Here is a 19956-nt window from a genome sequence, read left to right as displayed (position 1 = left end):
TGGCCTCGCCGGTCGTGTCGGCGCTGGCCTGCCTGAGCGAGGAGGAACGCCAGCTCGGAGTAGCGCTGATCGAGCTCGGTGCGGAGGTCACCAACGTGTCGCTGCACATGGGCGGCATGCTGGTCGGACTCCGCTCCATTCCGCTCGGCGCCAAGGACATCACCGACGACATCGCCTCCGCCTTTGGCGTGCGCCGCCGCGATGCCGAGCGGATCAAGTGCTTCCATGGCTCGGCGATGACGTCGCCGCGCGACAATCACGAGACCATCGAAGCGCAGGCGATCGGGGCTGACGAGGGCGCGGAGCCGACCAGGATCAGCCGGGCGCAGCTGATGGCGGTGATCCGCCAGCGGGTGGAGCAGATCACCGCGGAAATCGACGCCGGCCTCAAGGGCCTGGGCTTCGGTGGCGCGGTCGGGCGGCAGGTGGTGCTGACGGGCGGCGGGGCGGAGCTCACCAACATCGCGGACTATATGCAGGGCGTGCTCGGCCGGGCGGTGCGGGTCGGCTGGCCCAAGGGGATCACCGGCCTGCCCGACGCGCACAGCGGCCCAGGCTTTGCCACTTTGGTCGGCTTGGCCATGCTGGCGAGCGGCGGCAGCGGCGACATTCGCGACATCGCGCTCGGGGACGTCACCGCCAAGCGCAAGCCCGCGCAGGGTCTCGTGGGACGGCTGATGGCGGCGATGAAGGGCGGCTACTAAGGCCGGTCTGTCCCACTCTGAATCACTGTGAGTCCGGGCCGCCACGCTTTGCCGTCTTTTTGCCTCGGGTCTTAACTTTGCCCTTGTGCGGCGGACCCTGCTGACTCATAGATTCGTCCCGAGGGTTCAACGCGCTAGGCGCGTCAGTGGGGGATCAGCCATGAGCATCGATTTCATTCGACCGGCCGTTGACGAACTGCGGCCGCGGATCAGCGTGATCGGGGTTGGCGGTGCGGGGGGCAACGCCATCGCCAACATGATTCGCCGCGACGTGCAGGGCGTCGACTTCCTGGTCGCCAACACGGACGCGCAGGCGCTGAACCACAGCCTGGCCGACCGCCGCATCCAGCTCGGGCCCAAGATCACGCAGGGACTCGGCGCAGGTTCGCGGCCGGAGATCGGACGCGCCGCCGCCGAGGAAACGATCGAGGACCTCGAGCGCTCGCTGGACGGCGCGCACATGTGCTTCATCGCGGCCGGCATGGGCGGCGGCACGGGCACGGGCGCGGCCCCGGTGATCGCCAAGGCCGCGCGCGACCGCGGCATCCTGACGGTCGGCGTAGTGACCAAGCCGTTCGCGTTCGAGGGCGCCCGCCGCGCCCGCGCCGCCGAGTCGGGCATCGACGAGCTGCAGAGCCACGTCGACACGCTGATCGTGATCCCCAACCAGAACCTGTTCCGCCTTGCCAACTCCGACACGACCTTCAAGGAAGCGTTCGAGATGGCCGACGAGGTGCTGCAGCAGGGCGTGCGCGGCATCACCGACCTGATGGTCATGCCCGGCCTTATCAACCTCGACTTCGCCGACGTCCGTGCGGTGATGGGGGAGATGGGCAAGGCGATGATGGGCACCGGCGAAGCCTCCGGCGAGAACCGCGCGATCGAGGCGGCGGAGAAGGCGATCAGCAACCCGCTGCTCGATGGCGTGTCGATGCGCGGCGCCAAGGGCGTGATCGTGTCGATCGTCGGCGGCGAGGACATGCGCCTGATGGAGGTCGACGAGGCCGCCAGCCACATCAAGGAACTGGTCGACCCCGACGCCAACATCATCTGGGGCTCGGCCTTCAACAACGAGCTGGAAGGCCGCATCCGCGTGTCGGTGGTCGCCACCGGCATCGAGGCAGAAGAGGCCAGCAAGCCTGCGGCGAACGCCAGCAAGGTGTTCGCCTTTCCTGGCGCCCGCGGCGGGGCTGCTCCTGCCATCGCTCCGGCCGCCACTCCTCGCGCCGCTGCGCCCGCGCCGGCGGCGCCAAAGCCGCCGATCGCTCAAGCTCCAGCGGCCGAGCCGCTCGACCTTAGCGCAGCCGATGGTGCTTCGGACGAGCTGCTGCTCGATAGCGACGACATCCTGACCAGCCCGGTCGGCACGCCGCCGATCGCTCCGCCGGTCGCCGAGGAGGAGCCCGCGGCTCGCCCGCGGCAGCAGCGGGACAGCGGCACGCTGTTCGAGCGGATGAGCAACATCGCCCGCGGCGCCGGCAAGGTCGAAGACCCGCAGCCTGCCCCGAGCGTCCGCCGCGAGCCGCTGGACATCCCGCGTTTCCTCAACCGGCAGAATAATCAGTAACGCGGGACGGCCACTGCCCGTGCGGCAACGGCTCACCTTCTGCCGTTCACGGCCCGCCGTTACCCGGACCGTCTGGCAAGCTTCTGGCAAGCTGTTGCGCGGCATGGGCACGGCGATGATCCGCAGGCTTCTCATTGCGTCGGCTGCGATGGCTCTGCCCGCCGCGGCGGGCGCCCAGTATATCGGCGGTAGCGCGCCACCGCCGCCACTCGCGCCGGTGCCCGGCTATGCCGAAAGCCCGCACGCCGCTCTCGCCCGCTACGTCCGGCTGCTGGCGATTGACCCGCGCAACTACCAGGCGCTGGTTGGCGCGGGGAAGGCGGCGCTCGACACCGGCGACGTGGAAGCGGCGGTGGGCTTCTATGGCCGCGCCGATGAGATCAACCCGCGCAGCTGGGTCCCCAAGATCGGGCAGGGCGCCGCTCTGTTGCAGATGATGGAGCCGGCGTCCGCGCTGCAGGCCTTTGCCCAGGCGGAGCGGCTGGGCGCGTCGGCCCCGGCGCTGGCCCTGGAGCGCGGACTGGCGTTCGACCTGTTGGGCCAGCAGGAGCGGGCGCAAGCCGACTATCGGCTGGTGCTCGGCGGCATCGACCGCGACGAGGCGCGGCGCCGGTTGGCGCTCAGCCTGGCGATCAGCGGCAAGCGGCTGGAGGCGCTGACGACGCTCGATCCGTTGCTGGCCCGCCGCGATCGCGGGGCGATCCGCGCCCGCGCCTTTGTGCTGGCGTTGACCGGCGACGTTGACGGCGCCCGCAGCGCAGTCAGCGGCGCGCTGCCCGGCCTGGCCGGAACCATGGACCCGTTTCTGCGGCGGCTGGCGAGCCTGCGGCCCGTCGACAAGGCCGCGGCCGTGCACCTTGGCGTGATGCCCGGCAGCGGCGCGACGCTGGCGCTGAACACTCCGGTCCCGGGCTACGCTCCACCAAGCTATTCGCAGCCGACCTACTCGGTCCCAAGCAATCGGGCCCCGAGCTACCCGGGCCCGAGCTACTCGATCAGTGCGGCACCCGTGACCATTACCCCGCAACCCCGCGGCGACCGGCTGGCCGACATCGACCGCTTGCTTGCGCCGCCCACTCCGACCACCGCTGCGCCACAAGCCAGCAACAACACGCCTCCGCCATCCTCGGTGCGCGTCGCTTCAGCCACGCCGCGTGCCGCCGCCGCTCCGGCGCGCCGCCGGTTCTGGGTGCAACTGGCCAGCGGTCGCAACCCCGGCAGCTTGCCCGACCAGTTCCGTCGCCTGGCATCGCGCCACCGGGACGTCTTTGAAGGACTGAACGGCTTCGTCGCGGAGGAGCCCGACCGTGCGCGCCTGCTGGTCGGCCCGTTCAAGAGCGCGGCCGATGCCGAGACCTTTGCGGACGACCTGGCATCCGTCGATGTTGACGCGTCCCAGTGGACCAGCGCTCCCGGTCAATCGGTTCGCAAGCTTCCGGCGCAATGACCCTGCCGGCGGCGTTGGCCGCCCGCCCGGATCGCTCTCGCGGCCGCTGCCATTCCGAGCATGAGGATGCGCCGCGCGGGCCCCGCGACCTGTTCCAGCGCGACCGCGACCGGATCATCCACTCGGTCGCCTTTCGCCGGCTGCGCCACAAGACGCAGGTGTTCGTCGCACCCGACGGCGACCATTATCGCGTCCGCCTGACCCACAGCCTGGAGGTCGCTCAGATCGGCCGGACGATCGCACGCGCGCTCGGCCTCAACGAGGACCTGACCGAAGCCCTCTGCCTGGCGCACGACCTGGGCCACCCGCCATTCGGCCATGCGGGCGAGGATGCGCTGGACGCCGCGTTGGCGCAGTGGGGCGGGTTCGACCACAACGGCCATACCCTGCGCCTGGTCACCTGGCTGGAGACGCCTTACCCGGACTTCGACGGCCTCAACCTGACCTGGGAGACGCTGGAGGGATTGGCCAAGCATAACGGCCCAGTCGCGGAGCCGGACTGGGCGCTGGCCGAAGCCGACGCCGCGATCGGCCTGGAGCTCTCCAGCTGGCCCAGCCTGGAAGCGCAGGTCGCGGCCTTGAGCGACGACATCGCCTACGATAACCACGACATTGACGATGGCCTGCGCGCAGGCGTGCTGCAGCTGGACGAGCTGCTGGAGCAACCGTTCGTCGCCCGGCACTGGGCAGCGATCGGGCGGCGCCATCCCGACCTTGGCGTTGAGCGCAAGCTCAAGGCGCTGGTGCGCGACCAGATCGGCACCATGGTCGGCGACCTGCTGGAGGAGACGCGTCGGCGGGTGGAGCGCTCGGGCGTGCAATCGCTGGACGAGGTCCGCACCGCGGGCGAGCCGCTGGCCGGCCTGTCGCAGGAGCTGGCAGCGGAGGAGCGCGATCTCAAGCGCTTCCTTTACCGGCGGCTGTACAATGCCGACACCCTGCAGCCGGTGCGCGCCGAAGCGCAGCGGGTGATCGCCAACCTCGCCGCCGCCTACCTCGCCGAGCCGCGGCTGCTGCCCGACGCCTGGTGCCGCGACTGCGCGGAGGACGCCGAGCGGGCCCGCAACATCGGCGACTACATCGCCGGCATGACCGATCCGTTCGCTATCAAGCGGCACCAGGAGCTGGTCGGCCCGGTCGAGCTGCCGAACAAGTTCTGACTGTTCTTGTTCCGTAACGAGCCGTTCAGATATGCGCTCCTAACCTACCCACCATGCTGCAGGCCACCTTATCGCTGCTCGCCGCCGTGCTCGGCTCCCATGCTCCAGACACCTCCGCCAGCGCCGCGGCGAACCGCTGCGCCGCCGTGCTCACGCGCGATGGGCGGGTGATCGATGCGGACTTTTACCGGCGGATGGCCGGCTTTGCCGCGGTTGCCGGGACACGCGGTGGGCTCGGCCGGCGCCAATACCTCGTCTGGCGAGCAGACGACGGCACCCAGCCTGGCACCCTCCGCTCGGCCCTCAAGGCGGCAAGCGAGGCTGGCGGCGGTTGGGTCAGCTTCGCGCCCGAATTGCACCGCCGGATCATCCGGGTCCAGGCGCCGCTCCGGCCCGGTTCCAACATTACGGTGGACGGCGGTTGCGCCGAGCCGCAGCTGGTGGGCGTCGGCCGTGGTTCCCTGTTCCACTTGCGCGGGGTCGCCAACGTGGTGCTTGCGCGGATGCAGATGACTCAGGCCGGCGGCCCGGTCGATGGCGACTGCGTGACGGTGAGCCACGGCGCCGACCGCATCTGGATCGCCAACAATCGGATCCGCGCCTGCAAGGACGGGCTGGTCGACGTGACCCGCCCGGAGGGCCGAACGATGCGAGTGACGATCTCCGGCAACGCGCTTAGCGACCATGACAAGGCGATCCTGGTGGACGGCGGGGTAGGCGGCGTGTGCGGCGGTCCGCCCGCCATCAAGCTGACCCTGTTCCGCAACAGCTTCGACCGGACTGGGCAGCGGCATCCCCGCGTCTCGGGCAGCGCTTTCGTGCATGCGGCGCAGAACCGCCTGCGTTTCAGTCCGCGGCGGCGTGGCGCCGGCAGCATGGGCGGGAGTTCTGGGATAGTTGCCGGCGGCGGCGCACGGGTGCTGGCGGAGGACCTGCTGTTCGAACCGCAGAGAGGGCAGCGGTTGCGGCTGACCGAAGCCTTGCCGGATGCGGTTGGCGTTGCCCCCTGCGCTCAGACGGCCATCCGCGTGGAGCGGGCGAGTGGGCCGGAGCCCGCGCCCTCTTTTCGGCCCGAGCTGGTCGGCCAAGCACCGTACGCGCTGCCCGGCGCACGCGGCTCGGCTCGGCTCGGACGATTGATCGACCTGGATACCGGATCCGAGGTCCGCTGAGGGAACTGCCAGCGGAGCCTGTCGGGACGTGACGTCACCGCTCGCCTGAGCTAGAATGGGGGCTTTCTCCTGCTCGGTGATTTCAGTTGAGCCTTTACGCGCGTTTTTCCGCATTTCTGAATGGCGTCCTGGACGAACTCGCGGCAGCAGGCGAGCTTCCGCCGGCGCTCGATAGGCGTGCAGTCGCGGTTGAGCCGCCGCGTGACCCGAGCCATGGCGACCTCGCGACTAACGCTGCAATGGTGCTGGCCAAGGCGGCGCGCACCAACCCGCGGGCACTGGCGGGCGCGATTGCGCCGAAGCTGGAAGCGCTGCCCGGAGTGACCGCCGTGGAGATCGCGGGACCCGGGTTCATCAACCTGCGGCTTTCTCCGGATCTCTGGCGCGAAGAGCTGACTGCCATTCTGCGAAACGGCGACGATTACGGGCTGTCGAACATCGGCCGGGGCGAGCGGGTGAATGTCGAGTATGTCTCGGCCAATCCGACCGGGCCGATGCACATGGGTCATTGCCGCGGGGCGGTGGTCGGCGACGCGCTGGCCAGCCTGCTCGAAGCGGCGGGCTACCGGGTCACCCGCGAATATTACGTCAACGACGCCGGCAGCCAAGTCGATACGCTCGCCCGCTCAGCCCACCTCCGCTACCGCGAGGCACTCGGCGACGACATCGGCGAGATCCCGGAAGGGCTGTACCCCGGCGATTATCTTAAGCCGGTCGCGGTGGCGTTCGCCGCCGAGTTCGGCGGCCGCTACGCGAATGAGCCCGAAGCCGAGTGGCTGCCCTTGTTCAAGCAGCGCACCGTCGCCGCGATGCTGGAGCTGATCCGCCACGACCTGGGCCTGCTCGGCATCCATCACGACCGCTTCGCGTCCGAAGCGGAGTTGCAGGCGTCCGGCGCGCCCGACCGCGCCGCCGAGCTGCTCCGCGCCAAGGAGCTGGTGTACCAGGGCCAGCTCGAACGGCCCAAGAGCCTGTCCGAGGCTGACGAGTGGGAGGCGGTCAACCTGACGCTGTTCCGTTCCACCGAGTTCGGAGACGATCAGGACCGCCCGCTCAAGAAGTCGGACGGCAGTTGGACCTATTTCGGCGCGGACGCGGCCTATCACCTGCAGAAGGCGGAAAGCGCGGACCACCTCGTCAACATCTGGGGCGCGGACCATGCCGGGACCGTGAAGCGCATCCAGGCGGCGGTGCGGGCGCTGACCGACGGCCGCGTCGGCCTCGACGTCAAGCTGGTCAACATGGTCCGCCTGTTCCGCGCCGGCGAGCCGGTGAAGATGAGCAAGCGGTCGGGCCGCTTCGTTACGCTCGCCGAGGTGGTCGAGGAGGTCGGCAAGGACGTGGTCCGCTTCATGATGCTGACCAAGCGCGCGGACACGCCGCTCGACTTCGACTTTGCCAAGGTGGTGGAAGCGTCCAAGGACAACCCGGTCTTCTACGTCCAGTACGCGCACGCGCGGATTGCCAGCTTGCGGCGCAAGGCGGCGGAAGCCGGGGCCGATACCTCCGCGCCTGCCGACCTGTCGCTGCTCGACGAGGAGGAGCTGGCTCTGGTCAAGCTCGCCGCCCAGTACCCGCGCGTGCTCGAAAGCGCCGCGGGCGCGCACGAGCCCCACCGCATCGCCTTCTACCTTTACGACCTCGCCGCGGCGTTTCACGCGCTGTGGAACCGCGGCAACGACGATCCTGCCCGGCGCTTTCTGTTGGAAGATCAGCCGGATCTCAGCCGTGCGCGGCTTGAGCTTGCCCGCGCAATCCAGCAGATAGTGCGAGGCGGCCTGAAGCTCATGGGAGTGGAAGCCGCGGAGGAGATGCGCTGACATGGCCCAGCGGCTCACGGCTTCGGACCGGCTCCCCTGGCTGACCGAGGTGCCGCGCACGCCGCCGCCGCCGGCCGAGCGTCGGCGCAAGGCCGCGCCATGGGCGTGGCTGGCCGGGGCGGTCGCGCTGCTGGGTGTCGGAACGGGCGCTTACTGGCTCGGCACGCGGCAGGCGCAGCCCGAAGCGGCGGCTCCCGGAGCGTCCGAAATCATCCTGCCAGAAGCGCAGCCGGCGCCCGACGCCCCGAACATTCCTTCCGTGAGCGATATCACGGCGGGCGACGAACTAACGGCCGAACCGAAGGCCGAGGCGCCCGAGCCGCGGACCCTGCGGCGTGTGCCGGCGAGGCCCTCGGCCGGCGCGAACAACCGGAGCGAGCCGGAGCCCGTAGCCGACGGCGACCCTGCCGAAGCCGAGACCGTCGCCGCTCCCGCGCCGCTGCCCCCGCTCCCCGTGCAGCCCGTGGTGCGCGGGCGGATCGTGCAGCTGGGGGCGTATCCGACGCGGGTGCAGGCGGATTTCGCCTGGCGCGCGGCGGTGAAGCGCTTTCCTTACCTCGCGAGCAAGCCGCGCTTGATTTCGCCCATCGAAGTGCGCTCAACGGATGGCAAGCCGACGCGGATGTACCGTCTGCAGCTGGCAACGGCATCCCAGGCGCAGAGCGTCGTCATCTGCCAGCAGCTTGAAGGCGTGCGGCAGAGTTGCGTAGTGGTGTATTGATGAACGCGAACAGTGAGAGCTTCCCCTGGCTTGAAGCGGTGGAAAACGAGAACGACGCTCCGCGGCTGTCCGCGCGCAAGATGCTGGCGGCGATCGCAGTGGTGCTGCTGGCGGCCGCGCTGGTCGCCGGAACGCTCTTCTGGCTCGGACGGCAGGGCCGGCCGGGGGCCTCGGGCGCGCCCGAGCTGATCCGCGCCGAACCGGGTCCTTACAAGGTTAAGCCGGCTGACCCGGGCGGCCTCGACGTCGCGGGGGAGAGCGGCACGGCCTACGCAACCGGCGCAGGGGAAGAAACCGATGCGGAGCTCGACCTCAGCGCCGTTGCCGAAGAGCCGATTGCGCGGACGCAGCCCCAGGCGCCACAGGTCGCGGAGGGTCAGCCGCAGCCGGTCGCTCCGGCCGAGCCCATCGGTGCGACAGGCAGCACCATCCAGCTCGGCGCCTACGAGAACCAAGCCCAGGCCGAGGCGGGCTGGACCGCCTTGTCCGGACGCTTCCCGGCGGTGGCGGGCTTGAACAAGCTGGTGGTGCCCTATGCCGTGAACGGCTCCACGGGCTACCGCCTGCGCGCGGCCGCCGCCTCCCCGGCGGAAGCGCAGCGCACCTGCCAGCTGCTCAAGGTGGCGGGCGAGAACTGCTTCGTGGTCCGCTAGCTCATGCAGGCGGCGATTTATGGGCTGGCCGGCCTCGAACTGACGGACGACGAGCGGGCCTTTTTCGACGACGTGGACCCGGCGGGCTACATCCTGTTCAAGCGCAACTGCGCGGACCGGCAGCAGCTGCGCCGGCTGACGGACACGCTGCGCGGCCTGCATGGGCGGGCGGACCTGCCGATCCTGATAGATCAGGAGGGTGGGCGGGTCGCCCGGATGCGGCCGCCGGAGTGGCCGCCCTTTCCCGCTGGCGAGGCTTTCGACCGGCTGTATCGGCTCGCACCCATGTCGGCGATCGAGGCAGCGCGGATGAACGCTCGGGCACTCGGCCTGATGCTGCAGGGCGCCGGCGTCAACGTGAACTGCCTGCCGATGCTTGACGTGCGGCAGCCAGGAGCAACGGACATCGTCGGCGACCGGGCTTATGGCGGCGAGCCGATGCAGGTCGCGGCGCTCGGCCGGGCGGTACTGGACGGAATGGCGTCGGCGGGGGTGATCGGGGTGGTCAAGCACATGCCCGGCCACGGCCGCGCGCTGGTCGACAGCCACAAGGAGCTGCCGGTGGTGAACGCCTCGGCCGAGGAGCTGGAGATCGACCTGGAGCCGTTCGAACGGCTGCGCGAAGCGCCGATGGGCATGGTCGCGCACATCCTTTTCCAAGCATGGGACGGCGCGCGGCCGTCGAGCCAGTCGCCGGTCGTGATCGACGAGATCATCCGTGGGCGCATCGGCTTCCATGGTTTCCTGATGACGGACGATATCGGGATGGAGGCGCTGTCCGGCAGCCCTGGCGAGCGCTCGGCCGCGGCGCTGGCGGCGGGTTGCGACTGCACGCTGCACTGCACGGGCAAGTTCGACGAGATGCTGGACGTGGCGCGGCACGTCGGCGCCCTCACGCCCGATGCCGAATCCCGGCTGGGCCGGGCGATGGCGGGCACGATGATCGAGGACGATGGCCCCGCCTTCACGGAGGCTGCGGCAAAGCGCGACGAGCTGCTGGCGCTGGTGTGATTGGGCGCGGCAACAGCTGCAACTGGTAAGCGCGGCGAAAGAAGACTAGATAAAGAAACGGTTTGCGGAGTTTACGGGCATGGGCAGCTTCAGCCTCGTTCATTGGATCATCCTTGGGATTGTCATCCTGCTGCTGTTCGGCGGCAACCGCTTTTCGGCGATGATGGGCGACGTGGCCAAGGGGCTGAAGAGCTTCAAGACGGGCATGGCGGACGACGACGAGGAGGCCAAGCGGCGGTTGGAGGAGCAGCGGCGGCTGAACAGCCACGAGCGGCCGATCGACGTGGTCCCCAATCCGCGCGCCGAGGATCCGGTGGCGCCGCCTCCGCCAGTCGACAGTCAGCCCCGCTAGCCCCAGAGCCGCCGCATGTTCGGCGTTGACAGCCTCGAGCTGTTCATCGTGGCAATCGCCGCGCTGATCTTCATTGGCCCCAAGGACCTGCCGGTCGCCATGCGCACCGTCGGCCGCTGGGTCGGCCGGGTTCGCGGACACGCGCGCCACTTCACCGCCGGCATCGAGAACATGATGCGCGAAGCCGAGCTGGAGGAGATGGAGAAAAAGTGGCGCGAGGAGAATGAGCGGATCATGCGCGACTATCCGGCCGCACTGCCTTACCCGGGGGCGGACCTAAGCACCGGGGCGCACGCTGGCACCCCCTTGCCGGAAGGGAGCATGGTCGCCGAGGACGGCTACGGGGCTCCGGCCTCAGCACCCACATCGAACGATGAACCGCAGCTGCCGCTCGGACCACCGGACAACTCGCACCGCCCGTTGCCGTGAGCGACATCAACGACACCAAGCAGCCGCTGCTGGAGCATCTGACCGAGCTTCGCCGCCGCCTCCTGATCAGCCTGGCCGCGCTGGTCGCCGCCTTCTTTCTCTGCCTTTACTTCGCGAAGCCGATCTTCGGGGTCTTGGTGCGGCCGCTGCTCGCAGCCGGGCAGGGGCGGCTCATCTATACCGACGTGTTCGAGGCCTTTTTCGCGGAGGTGAAGGTGGCGCTGTTCGCGGCGCTGATGTTGTGCTTTCCGGTCTTTGCGACCCAGATCTGGCGGTTTGTCGCGCCCGGTCTCTACACGAAGGAGAAGTGGGCGGTGCTGCCCTTTCTCTTGATGACGCCGGTGTTCTTTGGGGGCGGTGCGGCCTTCGCCTACTACGTGGCCATGCCTTGGGCCCTGCACTTCCTGCTGGGCTTCGAGGGCAACGTCGGCGGCGTGCAGCAGGAAGCATTGCCGGCAGTCGGCAACTACCTGTCCTTCGTAACCCGCTTCCTGTTCGGCTTCGGAGTCGCCTTTCTGCTGCCAGTCCTGCTGATGCTGCTGGAGCGCGCGGGGCTGGTTACGCGGGAGCAGCTTGCCGCCAAGCGCCGCTACGCGATCGTCGGCGCCTTCGCGATCGCGGCGGTGCTGACGCCGCCCGACGTGGTCTCGCAGTTCATGCTCGCGATCCCGCTATGGCTGCTCTACGAAAGTTCGATTCTGGCGATCAGGCTAACCCACTGGCGCGCCGCCCGGCGAGCTGCCGCTGATGCGAAGAAGAAGGATGTGCCCCAGACACAAGTGGGCCCGGAAACGTCACCGGGGGGGGGGAGGGTTGACGGTTCCGGGCCCATGTAAGCGGATAGCGAGAGCGGGGGGGCAAAAGGTCACTATCCGAAGAGCAGAACGTGGCTCGCCGCCGTTAGGTTCCCGGGCTCTTGTACTTTTTTCAGATATTTTCAGCTGGCCGGAAATACGGGTAATTCAACGCTGTATCGCCCGACCGACCGGTCCAGGCTGGAACGGAGCTGTTTGGCCAAACCGCCGATGATCCGTTCGAATTGACGGCGGTCCGGATCGTTCGCGGACTCCGGGTTGAGCACGGCGCTTGACACGCTGAAGCGGGCGGTCCGCTCGCCCGAGCGGTGAAGGCTGAGCTCAACGGCGTCGGTGGGACGATTGAGCATCGCAAACTCGACGATCTCCGTCACCAGAAAGGCGATCGCCACCGCCGCGTCCTGCGTGGCGTTGACGCTTTCCAGGTCCAGGTCGATGTTCAGCCCCCGCGCTGTGTCCGGGGCGCTGCCGCGGAGGGACGCGGCGAGTTCGTTGAGCAATGGGCGCAGCGCGATTCCGCGGTTCTCCTCAAGCTCGGCATAATGGTTGCGGTGCACCACGGCCAGCGCATCGACCCGGCGGCCGATGGACGCATAAGCCTCCCGCGCGTCGGGCGTGCCGGCGCTGCGTCCGTGGATGTTGAGCAGGCTGGCGATCACCTGAAGGTTGTTCTTTACGCGGTGATGAACCTCGCGCACCAACTTGCGCTGTCCCTCCAGCGCACCTGCCATCTGATGCTCGGAGTGCTCGATCCGCTCAACTGCCCGGGCAAACGACTGCCCAAGGTCGCGGATCTCCACCGCCGACCCGAGCCGGTCGGGCAGGACCAGGGGGGAGGTGCCGGGATCGTAGGAGCCGACTGCCTGCTGCATGCGGCGCAGCGGGCGAATGAGGAAGCGGCTGACCAGGAACCAGCTCAGCAGGGCGGCCAGGATCCACATCAGCAGGGGCAGCAGGATGATCAGCCGATCCATCGCCTGCACCCGGTCGATGGCCACCCGGGTGGCCGCGATGAGCTGACCGCCGGCGACCGGGTGTTCGCGCTCCACCACTTCGGTTGCTTGACCGGTCCGACCGCGTTGGTTGCCGATCAGTTTCAGCTCGCTGCGGTTGTCGCGGAGTACGACACTCTCGACATCATTTCCGCCCTGACGCGCAGCGTCACGCAATTCTTCCCGCGACAGGGCGCCCGTAGCTGCTCCTCCAACCACGCCCACTCGGTAGTAGAGCGCGCTCCCGCCCGCCGAGATCCACAGCAGGATCTGGCCCGGGGGCACCAGCAGATCGACCCGCTGCTGCCTGAAGTCGCCATGAGTGCACAACATGGTGCCGTCCGGGCCACGAAGGGAGAAGTTGCGCGCCACTGCCGGGGAGGTTTCGAGCGCTTGGGCAGCGTAGGTGCAGGGCTGTTCGCGCGGCTGGCGCAGTGCGGCGCCCGCGGCGATCTGCAGTGCGAGGGCGTTGCGAGCGATCAGGCTTTCCACCGATCGGGTGGCCGCGCGGCCCTGATCCTCGGCATGGGCGATCAGCGCATCGTTGGCGCGGTTGATGCCGCTGGCGGCGGCCCAGGCGAGCACCAGGCCCAAGGGCAGAATGGCCGCAGACAGGATCACCAGCAACTTGCCGGTGGTGGGCAGGCGTTGGAACCAGTTGGGAGCTTCGGTCATCGGGCGGCGGAACTTGCGCCGGCTTGCCGAACGTCAGCCGAGCTTGTCGAGAAGGTCGAGGAAATCGGCCGGGACATCCTCACGAAGCGTTTCGTCGTACACAGTCTTGAGAGCCCGTCCCAGGTCGCCCGGCGCCTGCTCACCCTTGTTCTGCTTGTTGCTTGGCGGCTTGCCCGGTCGGTCCATGTCTGAGCGCAAGGCCTCCGACGAAATATCAGCACTCAACCTCTCGTCCCCCTCACGCCCGCGCAGTCGTGATACCAATTGGTTAGCGGTTCGTTGAAACGTTGCACACTTCAGTTCCCACCCCAGAGTCCTGCGGGCGACTTATCTTCGCCCACCACTGCCCGCGCTTCAAACCATAGGGCAAGAGCTTTGTTCCGACTTTCTTGCGGAGGGACAAGGCCGGCCCGCAACGTCCCCGCGCCCTCCGCGGCAGGGTTGCACATTGGTCCAAGCGCTTCCAATAGGGCCGGACGATTCAAGGGAGCAACGCACAACCATGTCGCTTGGCCAGGAACTAGCGCCTCATCTGCCCTTCTTGCGCCGTTATGCGCGGGCCCTGACCGGTAGTCAGACGCACGGAGATGCCTTTGTGCGCGCGGCCCTGGAGGCGATCGTTGCCTCGCCCGAGAGCTTCCCGCGCGAAGTCGAGCCGCGGCTGGGGCTCTACAAGACCTTTCACGCGATCTGGTCCACCGCCAATATCGAGGAAGGCGATGAGCCGGACGGCGACGGCTTCGCCGGCCCGGAAGGCATTGCCCAAGCGCGCCTGTCGCGGATCACGCCGTTGTCGCGGCAGGCCTTGCTGCTGACCGCTTTGGAAGGTTTCTCGGCCAATGACGCGGGCTATCTGATCGGCGCCAGTCCGCAGGAAGTCGACAATCTGGTGTCCGAAGCGATGGACGAGATCGAGCGGCAGACGCTCGCCGACGTGCTGATTATCGAGGATGAGCCGATCATCGCGATGGACATCGAAACCATCGTTCGCGACCTTGGCCACAACGTCACCAGCGTGGCGGTGACGCGTGACGAGGCGGTGGCGCAGGCACGGGCGCACCCACCGGGGCTGGTTCTGGCCGATATCCAGCTGGCCGACGACAGTAGCGGCATCGATGCCGTGCGGGACATCCTGGCCGAGTTCTCGGTGCCGGTGATCTTCATCACCGCCTTCCCCGAGCGTCTCCTCACCGGCACCCGCCCGGAGCCGACCTTCCTGATCACCAAGCCCTTTCAGCGCGCGACGGTCAAGGCGGCCATCGCCCAGGCGCTGTTCTTCGACGCGGCCACCGTTCCAGCTGGTTAAGCGGCGGAACGGACACGGAACTTCGATCCTTGCCGTAGCGTTGGCCAACCAAACTGATCTTGGGATACTTACGCAATGGCTGACGACACGCCGGAACATCTGACCGGCACTGAAGCGCGGGCCGGAACCACGCCCCATGTGGCGCGCGTCGCGCTGATCGGCGGGCTCGGTCTGGTCATCCTGATCTTCGCCATCATCTTGTTCGTCGCCGGCTGAAGACCTATAAACGCGAGAACAAGGTCGACAGCAGACGTGCAGGCCGTGCGCCGGTTCGGCGCTACAAACGGCGGGGGTTCGGTGAGCAGCGAAGATAACGAAGAAGCGGACGATGCCGTGCGCGTTGAACTCGTTCCGCTATCGGACCCCGAGTTCAAGGACCAGTTGGCCCAAGTCATCCCGCACCTCCGTGCATTCGGCCGCTCGCTAAGCGGCAGCCGCGACCTGGCGGACGATCTGGTGCAGGAAACGCTGCTCAAAGCCTGGGCCGCGCGCAAGCGCTTTCAGGCCGGCACTAACATGCGCGCCTGGACTTTCATCATCCTGCGCAACCTCTTCCTCAGCCAGATGCGCCGGGCTCGGTTCAAGGGCGAATGGGACGAGATCACGGCGTCGAAGCTGCTGGCCGCGCCCGCCAGCCAGGACCGGCACGTCGAGCTTGGCGACATGCAGCGCGCGTTGATGCACCTGCCGCAGCCGCAACGTGAGGCCCTCATCCTGGTCGGGGCGGGCGGGTTCGCCTACGAAGAAGCGGCCGACATCTGCGGCTGCGCGGTCGGCACGATCAAGAGCCGGGTGGCCCGAGGGCGGGTTGCGCTGGAACAGCTGCTGTCCGGCGGCAAGCTGCCGTCGCGGCGGCAGCACAAAACCGATCCCAACAGCTCGGCGTTGGCGCAAATCATGGGCGAAGTGGACGACCTGTCCAAGGAGCGGAACTAAGAATCTTCGCGACTGCCTCAGCGGCGTTCCCAGTGGAGGAATGCTGCCAAGACCCCTTCAAGGCCCGCGCAATCTATCTCGCCGGTTCACCCGAGCCGGGCGAGCAGGTCCTCGAACTGGCGGTCGTCGCTTCCGCCCGGCACCGCCGCAAAGGCTCGCCGCAATGCTGCGGTTACACCGGCATGTGCAGGGGGAAGCTCGACCCGGATTATACGCCGATCCATCGATCCAACTTCCGCTGCCGCCTTGTTGTTAAGGTCGGAATTCATTTGGTTATAGAACGCCCGGCACTCCAACAGGTTTCGCGGAGCGAGCCGTTGGAGCATTGAACCGCCTCATGGATGTTGCCGATCCGCATCAGAATCGCGACGACGCGCTGCGCCGTGCGCGGTGCCATTCGCCGTTTCTGCGGGCCGCCGCCGAGCTTCGGCCGGAGCTCGTCCAAGCCTTCGTGGCCGAGGGGCCTGGGCCGGCGCTCGCGCTCACCCGGACCTGCGTCGGGGACACTGCGCAACGCCTTCGGCGCGAGCGGCTGGGGCTGGCGCTGGTCACTGCGCTGGGCGATCTGTCGGGCGAGTTGACCCTGGAAGCTGTCACCGCCACCCTGTCGCAATTCGCGGACCGCGCGATCGACGAGGCCCTGCGCAGGGCGGTGGCCGAGCGGCTTCCGGACGCGGAGTTTGCGGGGCTCACCGTGCTGGCGCTCGGCAAGCTCGGCAGCGGCGAGCTCAACTATTCGTCGGACGTGGACCTCATCCTGCTGTTCGATCCTGAGACATTGCCGAGGCGCGGGCGGGACGAGCCGGGGCAGGCCGCGGTCCGCTACGGCCAGCGGATGATCGAGCTGCTGCAAGCCCGCACCGCCGATGGTTATGTGGTCCGGGTCGACATGCGCCTGCGCCCCTCGCCCGAGGTCACGCCGGTCGCGCTCAGCGTCGACGCTGCCATCTCCCATTACGAAAGCTCGGCGCTGCCGTGGGAGCGGGCGGCCTTCATCCGCGCGCGTCCGTGCGCCGGCGACGTGGCGCTGGGCGAGCGGTTCCTCCACGCCATCCAGCCCTTCGTATGGCGGCGCTCGCTCGACTTCGGAGTAGTCGACGAAATCCGCGACATCTCCACCCGCATCCGCGACCATTACGGCCAGGGCCAGCTGCTCGGACCCGGCTACGACCTCAAGCGCGGGCGCGGGGGCATCCGCGAAGTCGAGTTCTTCGCGCAAATTCAGCAGCTGATCCATGCCGGCCGCGACCCGGCCCTGCGCGCGCCGGCGACGCTCGACGCACTGTTCGCATTGGCTGGGGCGGGCAGGCTCCCCGAGCCGGACGCACGCGCCCTGGCCGAAGCCTACCGGCAGCTGCGGACGATCGAGCACCGTGTGCAGATGATTGCCGATGCTCAGACCCACCTGCTGCCCACTGATCCCGCCGCGCTGGACGGGGTCGCGCGGCTGCATGGCCTGGCGGACGGTGCGGCGCTGATCGCCGGCCTGCGCCCGCATGTTGGGGAGGCCGAGCGGTTGTTCGGCGAACTTGCCGACGATCGGGCAGGCCGCCTGTCGAACGACCCCACGGTGCTCCGCCGCGAGCTGGCGGCGTTCGGCTTCGGCGATCCCGAAGGCGCCGCTGCCCGCATCGCCGAGCTGCGCTCCGGCCGCGCCCGCTCGACCCGCTCGACCGCCGCGCGCAACGCGCTGGAAGCCATGCTGCCTGCGCTGATGCAGGCAATCGGCGGAGGACCGGACCAAAGCCGCGCGCTGAACCGCTTCAGCGACCTTACCGAGCGGCTATCGAGCGGCATCAACCTTTATCGGTTGGTCGCCGCCCGCCCGGACCTGGGCGAGCTGCTGGCGACGATCCTCAGCCATGCGCCGGCGCTGGCCGATCAGCTGGCGCGGCGGCCCGACCTGCTCGACGGCTTGGTCGACGCCTCCAGCTTCGCGCTGCCCCCATCGGCCGAGCAGTTCGGCGAGCAGCTGGGCGCCGCGGTCGCCGGGCTGCCCTACGATCAGGCGCTCGACCGTGCCCGGCGATTGATCAACGAGCGGCGGTTCGCGCTTGGGGTGCAGCTCATCTCCGGACACCGCGACCCGATCGCGATCGCCGAAGGCTATAGCGACATCGCCGAAGGCGCGCTGGTGGCGCTGGCCTCCGGTGCCGAGGCGGACTTCGCGGCGGCGCACGGCCGCTTGTCCAACGGCGAGCTGCTGGTCCTCGCGCTCGGCCGCTTCGGCGGGCGGGCGCTGACCCACGCCTCCGACCTCGACCTCATCTTCCTTTACGATGCGCCCGACGGCGTGCGCTCGGACGGGGCGAAGCCGCTCACCCCTGCCGACTACTACAACCGCCTGGCCCGGCGGGTGCTGGCGGCGCTCAGCGTGCCGACCGCGGCCGGGCCGCTTTACGAAGTTGACACGCGCCTCCGGCCGCAGGGGGAGGAGGGCATGCTGGCCGTCAGCATCGCCGGGTTCGAGGCCTACCAGCGGAGCGAAGCCTGGACCTGGGAGCATATGGCATTGTGCCGTGCCCGGCCCTTGTTCGGATCGCCGGCTGGCAAGGGAAAGCTGCGCGACCTGGTTTGCAGCGTTCTTCGCTCGCCCCATGATCCCCAAGCTGTGCGCCGTGACGCCGCCGCGATGCGGGCGGACATGGCACGGCACAAGCCCGCTGCGGGTCCGCTCGACATCAAGCTCGGGCCGGGCGGACTGGTCGACCTGGAATTTGCGGTGCACACACTGCAGTTGAGCCACGGCACCGCCTTGGACCCGCGGCTGGAGGTCGCGATCGCAGAGCTGGTGAAGCATGGCCTGTTGAATAGCTCGGTCGATCCCGACTTGCGCCTGCTCAGCCGGATTCTGGTGTGCCTTCGCCTGATTGCGCCAACCGGCACGGAGCCCGAGCCGCAGTCGCGCCAGCTGCTCGCCCGGCTGTGTGGGCGCGAGGGGTGGGACGGTCTGCTTGCGGCGCACGACATCGCCCGGCAAAGGATTGGCCGGCTATGGAGCCAGGTGCAGGAGGGCATATGATCGGACAAGGCGACACGGCACCGGCGGCAATGCTGCAGGCAGGTGGCGAGACGATCGACCTCGCCTCGCCTGGACGGCCGCTGGTGCTCTATTTCTACCCCAAGGACGACACCTCTGGCTGCACGCGGGAAGCGCAGGACTTCACCGCGTTGGCGGACGAGTTCGCCGCGGCCGGCGTCAAGGTCGTCGGCGTGTCCCGCGATCCCCAGAAGAGCCATGACAAGTTCACTGCCAAGTACGAACTCACCATCCCGCTCGCCTCCGACGAGGATGGGCGGATCAGCGAAGCGTTCGGCACCTGGGTCGAGAAGTCGATGTACGGCCGCAAGTACATGGGCATGGAGCGCGCGACCTACCTGATCAACGGTGACGGCACGGTGCTGAAAATGTGGCGCAAGGTGAAGGTGCCGGGCCATGCCCAGGAAGTCCTGCGTAACGTTGGGGAGCTTGTGACGTAGGGGCTGGCGAAGAGGGCATCTCGCGCCTATCTCGCGGCGGAGCACTACAGGATTGAAGATGGCCGAGTTCACGCTTCCCAAGAACAGCAAGATCACCAAGGGCCGGACCTTCAAGGCCGAGGGTCCGCGCGACAAGATTAAGTCGTTCAAGGTCTACCGCTACGATCCCGACAGCGGCGCCAACCCGCGCTACGATACCTATGAGGTGAACCTGGCCGAGACTGGGCCGATGGTCCTGGACGCGCTCATCAAGATCAAGAACGAGATCGACCCGACGCTGACCTTCCGCCGCTCCTGCCGCGAGGGCATCTGCGGCTCCTGCTCGATGAACATCGGCGGGCGCAATGGCCTGGCCTGCACCACCGCGATCGAGGACGTGTCCGGCGAGGTCCGCATCACCCCGCTGCCGCACTGCGACGTGGTCAAGGACCTGGTTCCGGACTTCACCCACCTTTACGCGCAGTACGCCTCCATCCAGCCGTGGCTGAAGACCGCCACCCCGGCGCCGTCAGGCAAGGAGCGGCTGCAGTCGCCCGAGGACCGCGAGCAGCTCAACGGCCTGTACGAGTGCATTCTGTGCTTCTGCTGCTCGACCAGCTGCCCCAGCTATTGGTGGAACGGAGACCGCTTCTTGGGCCCCGCGATCCTGCTCCAGGCCTACCGCTGGCTCGCCGACAGCCGCGACGAGATGACGGGCGAGCGGCTCGACCAGCTGG

21 protein-coding genes are annotated in these 19956 nt (G+C 68.4%); 18 read left to right on the top strand and 3 right to left on the bottom strand.

What is annotated here, in order from left to right; genetic code table 11:
• From QZX62_RS02160 to tatC, 12 genes are all read left to right on the top strand, one after another.
• The coding region (locus tag QZX62_RS02160) for a cell division FtsA domain-containing protein (RefSeq protein WP_294171791.1) at window positions 1-704 on the top strand (704 nt) is incomplete at its 5' end.
• A gap of 160 nt (window positions 705-864) precedes the next feature.
• Complete coding sequence (ftsZ, locus tag QZX62_RS02155) at window positions 865-2271, top strand: cell division protein FtsZ (RefSeq protein WP_294171789.1); 1407 nt, start codon at window positions 865-867, stop codon at window positions 2269-2271.
• A 115-nt stretch (window positions 2272-2386) separates the two neighbouring features.
• A complete protein-coding gene (locus tag QZX62_RS02150) occupies window positions 2387-3718 on the top strand; it encodes an SPOR domain-containing protein (protein ID WP_294171787.1) in 1332 nt (443 codons plus the stop codon).
• Window positions 3715-4878 (top strand): deoxyguanosinetriphosphate triphosphohydrolase, encoded by a 1164-nt coding sequence (locus tag QZX62_RS02145; RefSeq protein WP_294171785.1) that lies wholly within the window; start codon window positions 3715-3717, stop codon window positions 4876-4878. The genes QZX62_RS02150 and QZX62_RS02145 overlap by 4 nt, the downstream gene beginning before the upstream one ends.
• 53 nt (window positions 4879-4931) lie before the next feature.
• Window positions 4932-6050, top strand: coding sequence for a hypothetical protein (locus QZX62_RS02140; protein ID WP_294171784.1), 1119 nt, complete (start codon window positions 4932-4934; stop codon window positions 6048-6050).
• Between the two features lie 86 nt (window positions 6051-6136).
• Entirely contained in the window at window positions 6137-7870 is a 1734-nt protein-coding gene (argS, locus tag QZX62_RS02135) for an arginine--tRNA ligase (RefSeq protein ID WP_294171783.1), read from the top strand.
• Window position 7871: 1 nt separating this feature from the next.
• Entirely contained in the window at window positions 7872-8591 is a 720-nt protein-coding gene (locus tag QZX62_RS02130; RefSeq protein ID WP_294171782.1) for a hypothetical protein, read from the top strand.
• Window positions 8591-9244, top strand: a complete 654-nt coding sequence (locus tag QZX62_RS02125; protein ID WP_294171781.1) for an SPOR domain-containing protein — start codon at window positions 8591-8593, stop codon at window positions 9242-9244. Before QZX62_RS02130 ends, QZX62_RS02125 begins: the two co-directional genes overlap by 1 nt.
• 3 nt (window positions 9245-9247) lie before the next feature.
• A complete protein-coding gene (gene nagZ / locus QZX62_RS02120) occupies window positions 9248-10255 on the top strand; it encodes a beta-N-acetylhexosaminidase (RefSeq protein WP_294171780.1) in 1008 nt (335 codons plus the stop codon).
• A gap of 79 nt (window positions 10256-10334) precedes the next feature.
• Window positions 10335-10607 (top strand): twin-arginine translocase TatA/TatE family subunit, encoded by a 273-nt coding sequence (locus QZX62_RS02115; RefSeq protein WP_294171779.1) that lies wholly within the window; start codon window positions 10335-10337, stop codon window positions 10605-10607.
• Window positions 10608-10622: 15 nt separating this feature from the next.
• On the top strand, window positions 10623-11036 hold the full coding sequence (tatB, locus tag QZX62_RS02110) for a Sec-independent protein translocase protein TatB (protein WP_294171777.1): 414 nt from the start codon (window positions 10623-10625) through the stop codon (window positions 11034-11036).
• Window positions 11033-11872, top strand: a complete 840-nt coding sequence (gene tatC / locus QZX62_RS02105; protein ID WP_294171776.1) for a twin-arginine translocase subunit TatC — start codon at window positions 11033-11035, stop codon at window positions 11870-11872. Before tatB ends, tatC begins: the two co-directional genes overlap by 4 nt.
• A 101-nt stretch (window positions 11873-11973) precedes the next feature.
• Here the strand turns inward: tatC and QZX62_RS02100 are convergent, their stop codons facing one another.
• Together QZX62_RS02100 and QZX62_RS02095 are read right to left on the bottom strand one after the other, a co-directional pair.
• Entirely contained in the window at window positions 11974-13518 is a 1545-nt protein-coding gene (locus tag QZX62_RS02100) for a sensor histidine kinase (RefSeq protein ID WP_294171774.1), read from the bottom strand.
• Window positions 13519-13551: 33 nt separating this feature from the next.
• Window positions 13552-13704: a NepR family anti-sigma factor gene (locus tag QZX62_RS02095; RefSeq protein ID WP_294171773.1), complete on the bottom strand. Its 153-nt coding sequence runs from the start codon at window positions 13702-13704 to the stop codon at window positions 13552-13554.
• 316 nt (window positions 13705-14020) lie between these two features.
• Between QZX62_RS02095 and QZX62_RS02090 the strand changes: the two genes are divergently transcribed.
• The 3 genes from QZX62_RS02090 to QZX62_RS02080 all read left to right on the top strand — a co-directional run bounded on the left by QZX62_RS02090 (window position 14021) and on the right by QZX62_RS02080 (window position 15760).
• Window positions 14021-14824 carry a response regulator gene (locus tag QZX62_RS02090; protein WP_294171771.1) on the top strand — a complete coding sequence of 268 codons (804 nt, stop codon included), beginning with the start codon at window positions 14021-14023 and terminating at the stop codon, window positions 14822-14824.
• Window positions 14825-14899: 75 nt separating this feature from the next.
• Window positions 14900-15040, top strand: coding sequence for a hypothetical protein (locus QZX62_RS02085; protein ID WP_294171769.1), 141 nt, complete (start codon window positions 14900-14902; stop codon window positions 15038-15040).
• 81 nt (window positions 15041-15121) lie between these two features.
• The gene (locus tag QZX62_RS02080; protein WP_294171767.1) at window positions 15122-15760 is read left to right on the top strand and encodes a sigma-70 family RNA polymerase sigma factor; all 639 of its coding nucleotides are present in this window, start codon (window positions 15122-15124) and stop codon (window positions 15758-15760) included.
• A gap of 86 nt (window positions 15761-15846) precedes the next feature.
• On the opposite strand, the gene QZX62_RS02075 is transcribed toward QZX62_RS02080, so the two are convergent.
• Window positions 15847-16029, bottom strand: a complete 183-nt coding sequence (locus tag QZX62_RS02075; RefSeq protein ID WP_294171765.1) for a hypothetical protein — start codon at window positions 16027-16029, stop codon at window positions 15847-15849.
• 68 nt (window positions 16030-16097) lie between these two features.
• Here QZX62_RS02075 and QZX62_RS02070 point away from each other — a divergent pair, with 68 nt between their 5' ends.
• The 3 genes from QZX62_RS02070 to QZX62_RS02060 all read left to right on the top strand — a co-directional run.
• Window positions 16098-18782 (top strand): bifunctional [glutamine synthetase] adenylyltransferase/[glutamine synthetase]-adenylyl-L-tyrosine phosphorylase, encoded by a 2685-nt coding sequence (locus tag QZX62_RS02070; RefSeq protein ID WP_294171764.1) that lies wholly within the window; start codon window positions 16098-16100, stop codon window positions 18780-18782.
• Window positions 18779-19240 (top strand): peroxiredoxin, encoded by a 462-nt coding sequence (locus QZX62_RS02065; protein ID WP_294171763.1) that lies wholly within the window; start codon window positions 18779-18781, stop codon window positions 19238-19240. Before QZX62_RS02070 ends, QZX62_RS02065 begins: the two co-directional genes overlap by 4 nt.
• A 58-nt stretch (window positions 19241-19298) precedes the next feature.
• Window positions 19299-19956, top strand: a 658-nt coding sequence (locus tag QZX62_RS02060; protein WP_294171761.1) for a succinate dehydrogenase iron-sulfur subunit, incomplete at its 3' end; no start/stop codon positions are given.

Origin of the sequence: uncultured Sphingomonas sp. (genome assembly GCF_902806265.1) — a bacterium.
Classification (GTDB): Bacteria; Pseudomonadota; Alphaproteobacteria; order Sphingomonadales; family Sphingomonadaceae; genus Sphingomicrobium.
Note: the sequence above shows the minus strand (reverse complement) of the source record. Positions and strands in the feature narration are given on the sequence as shown.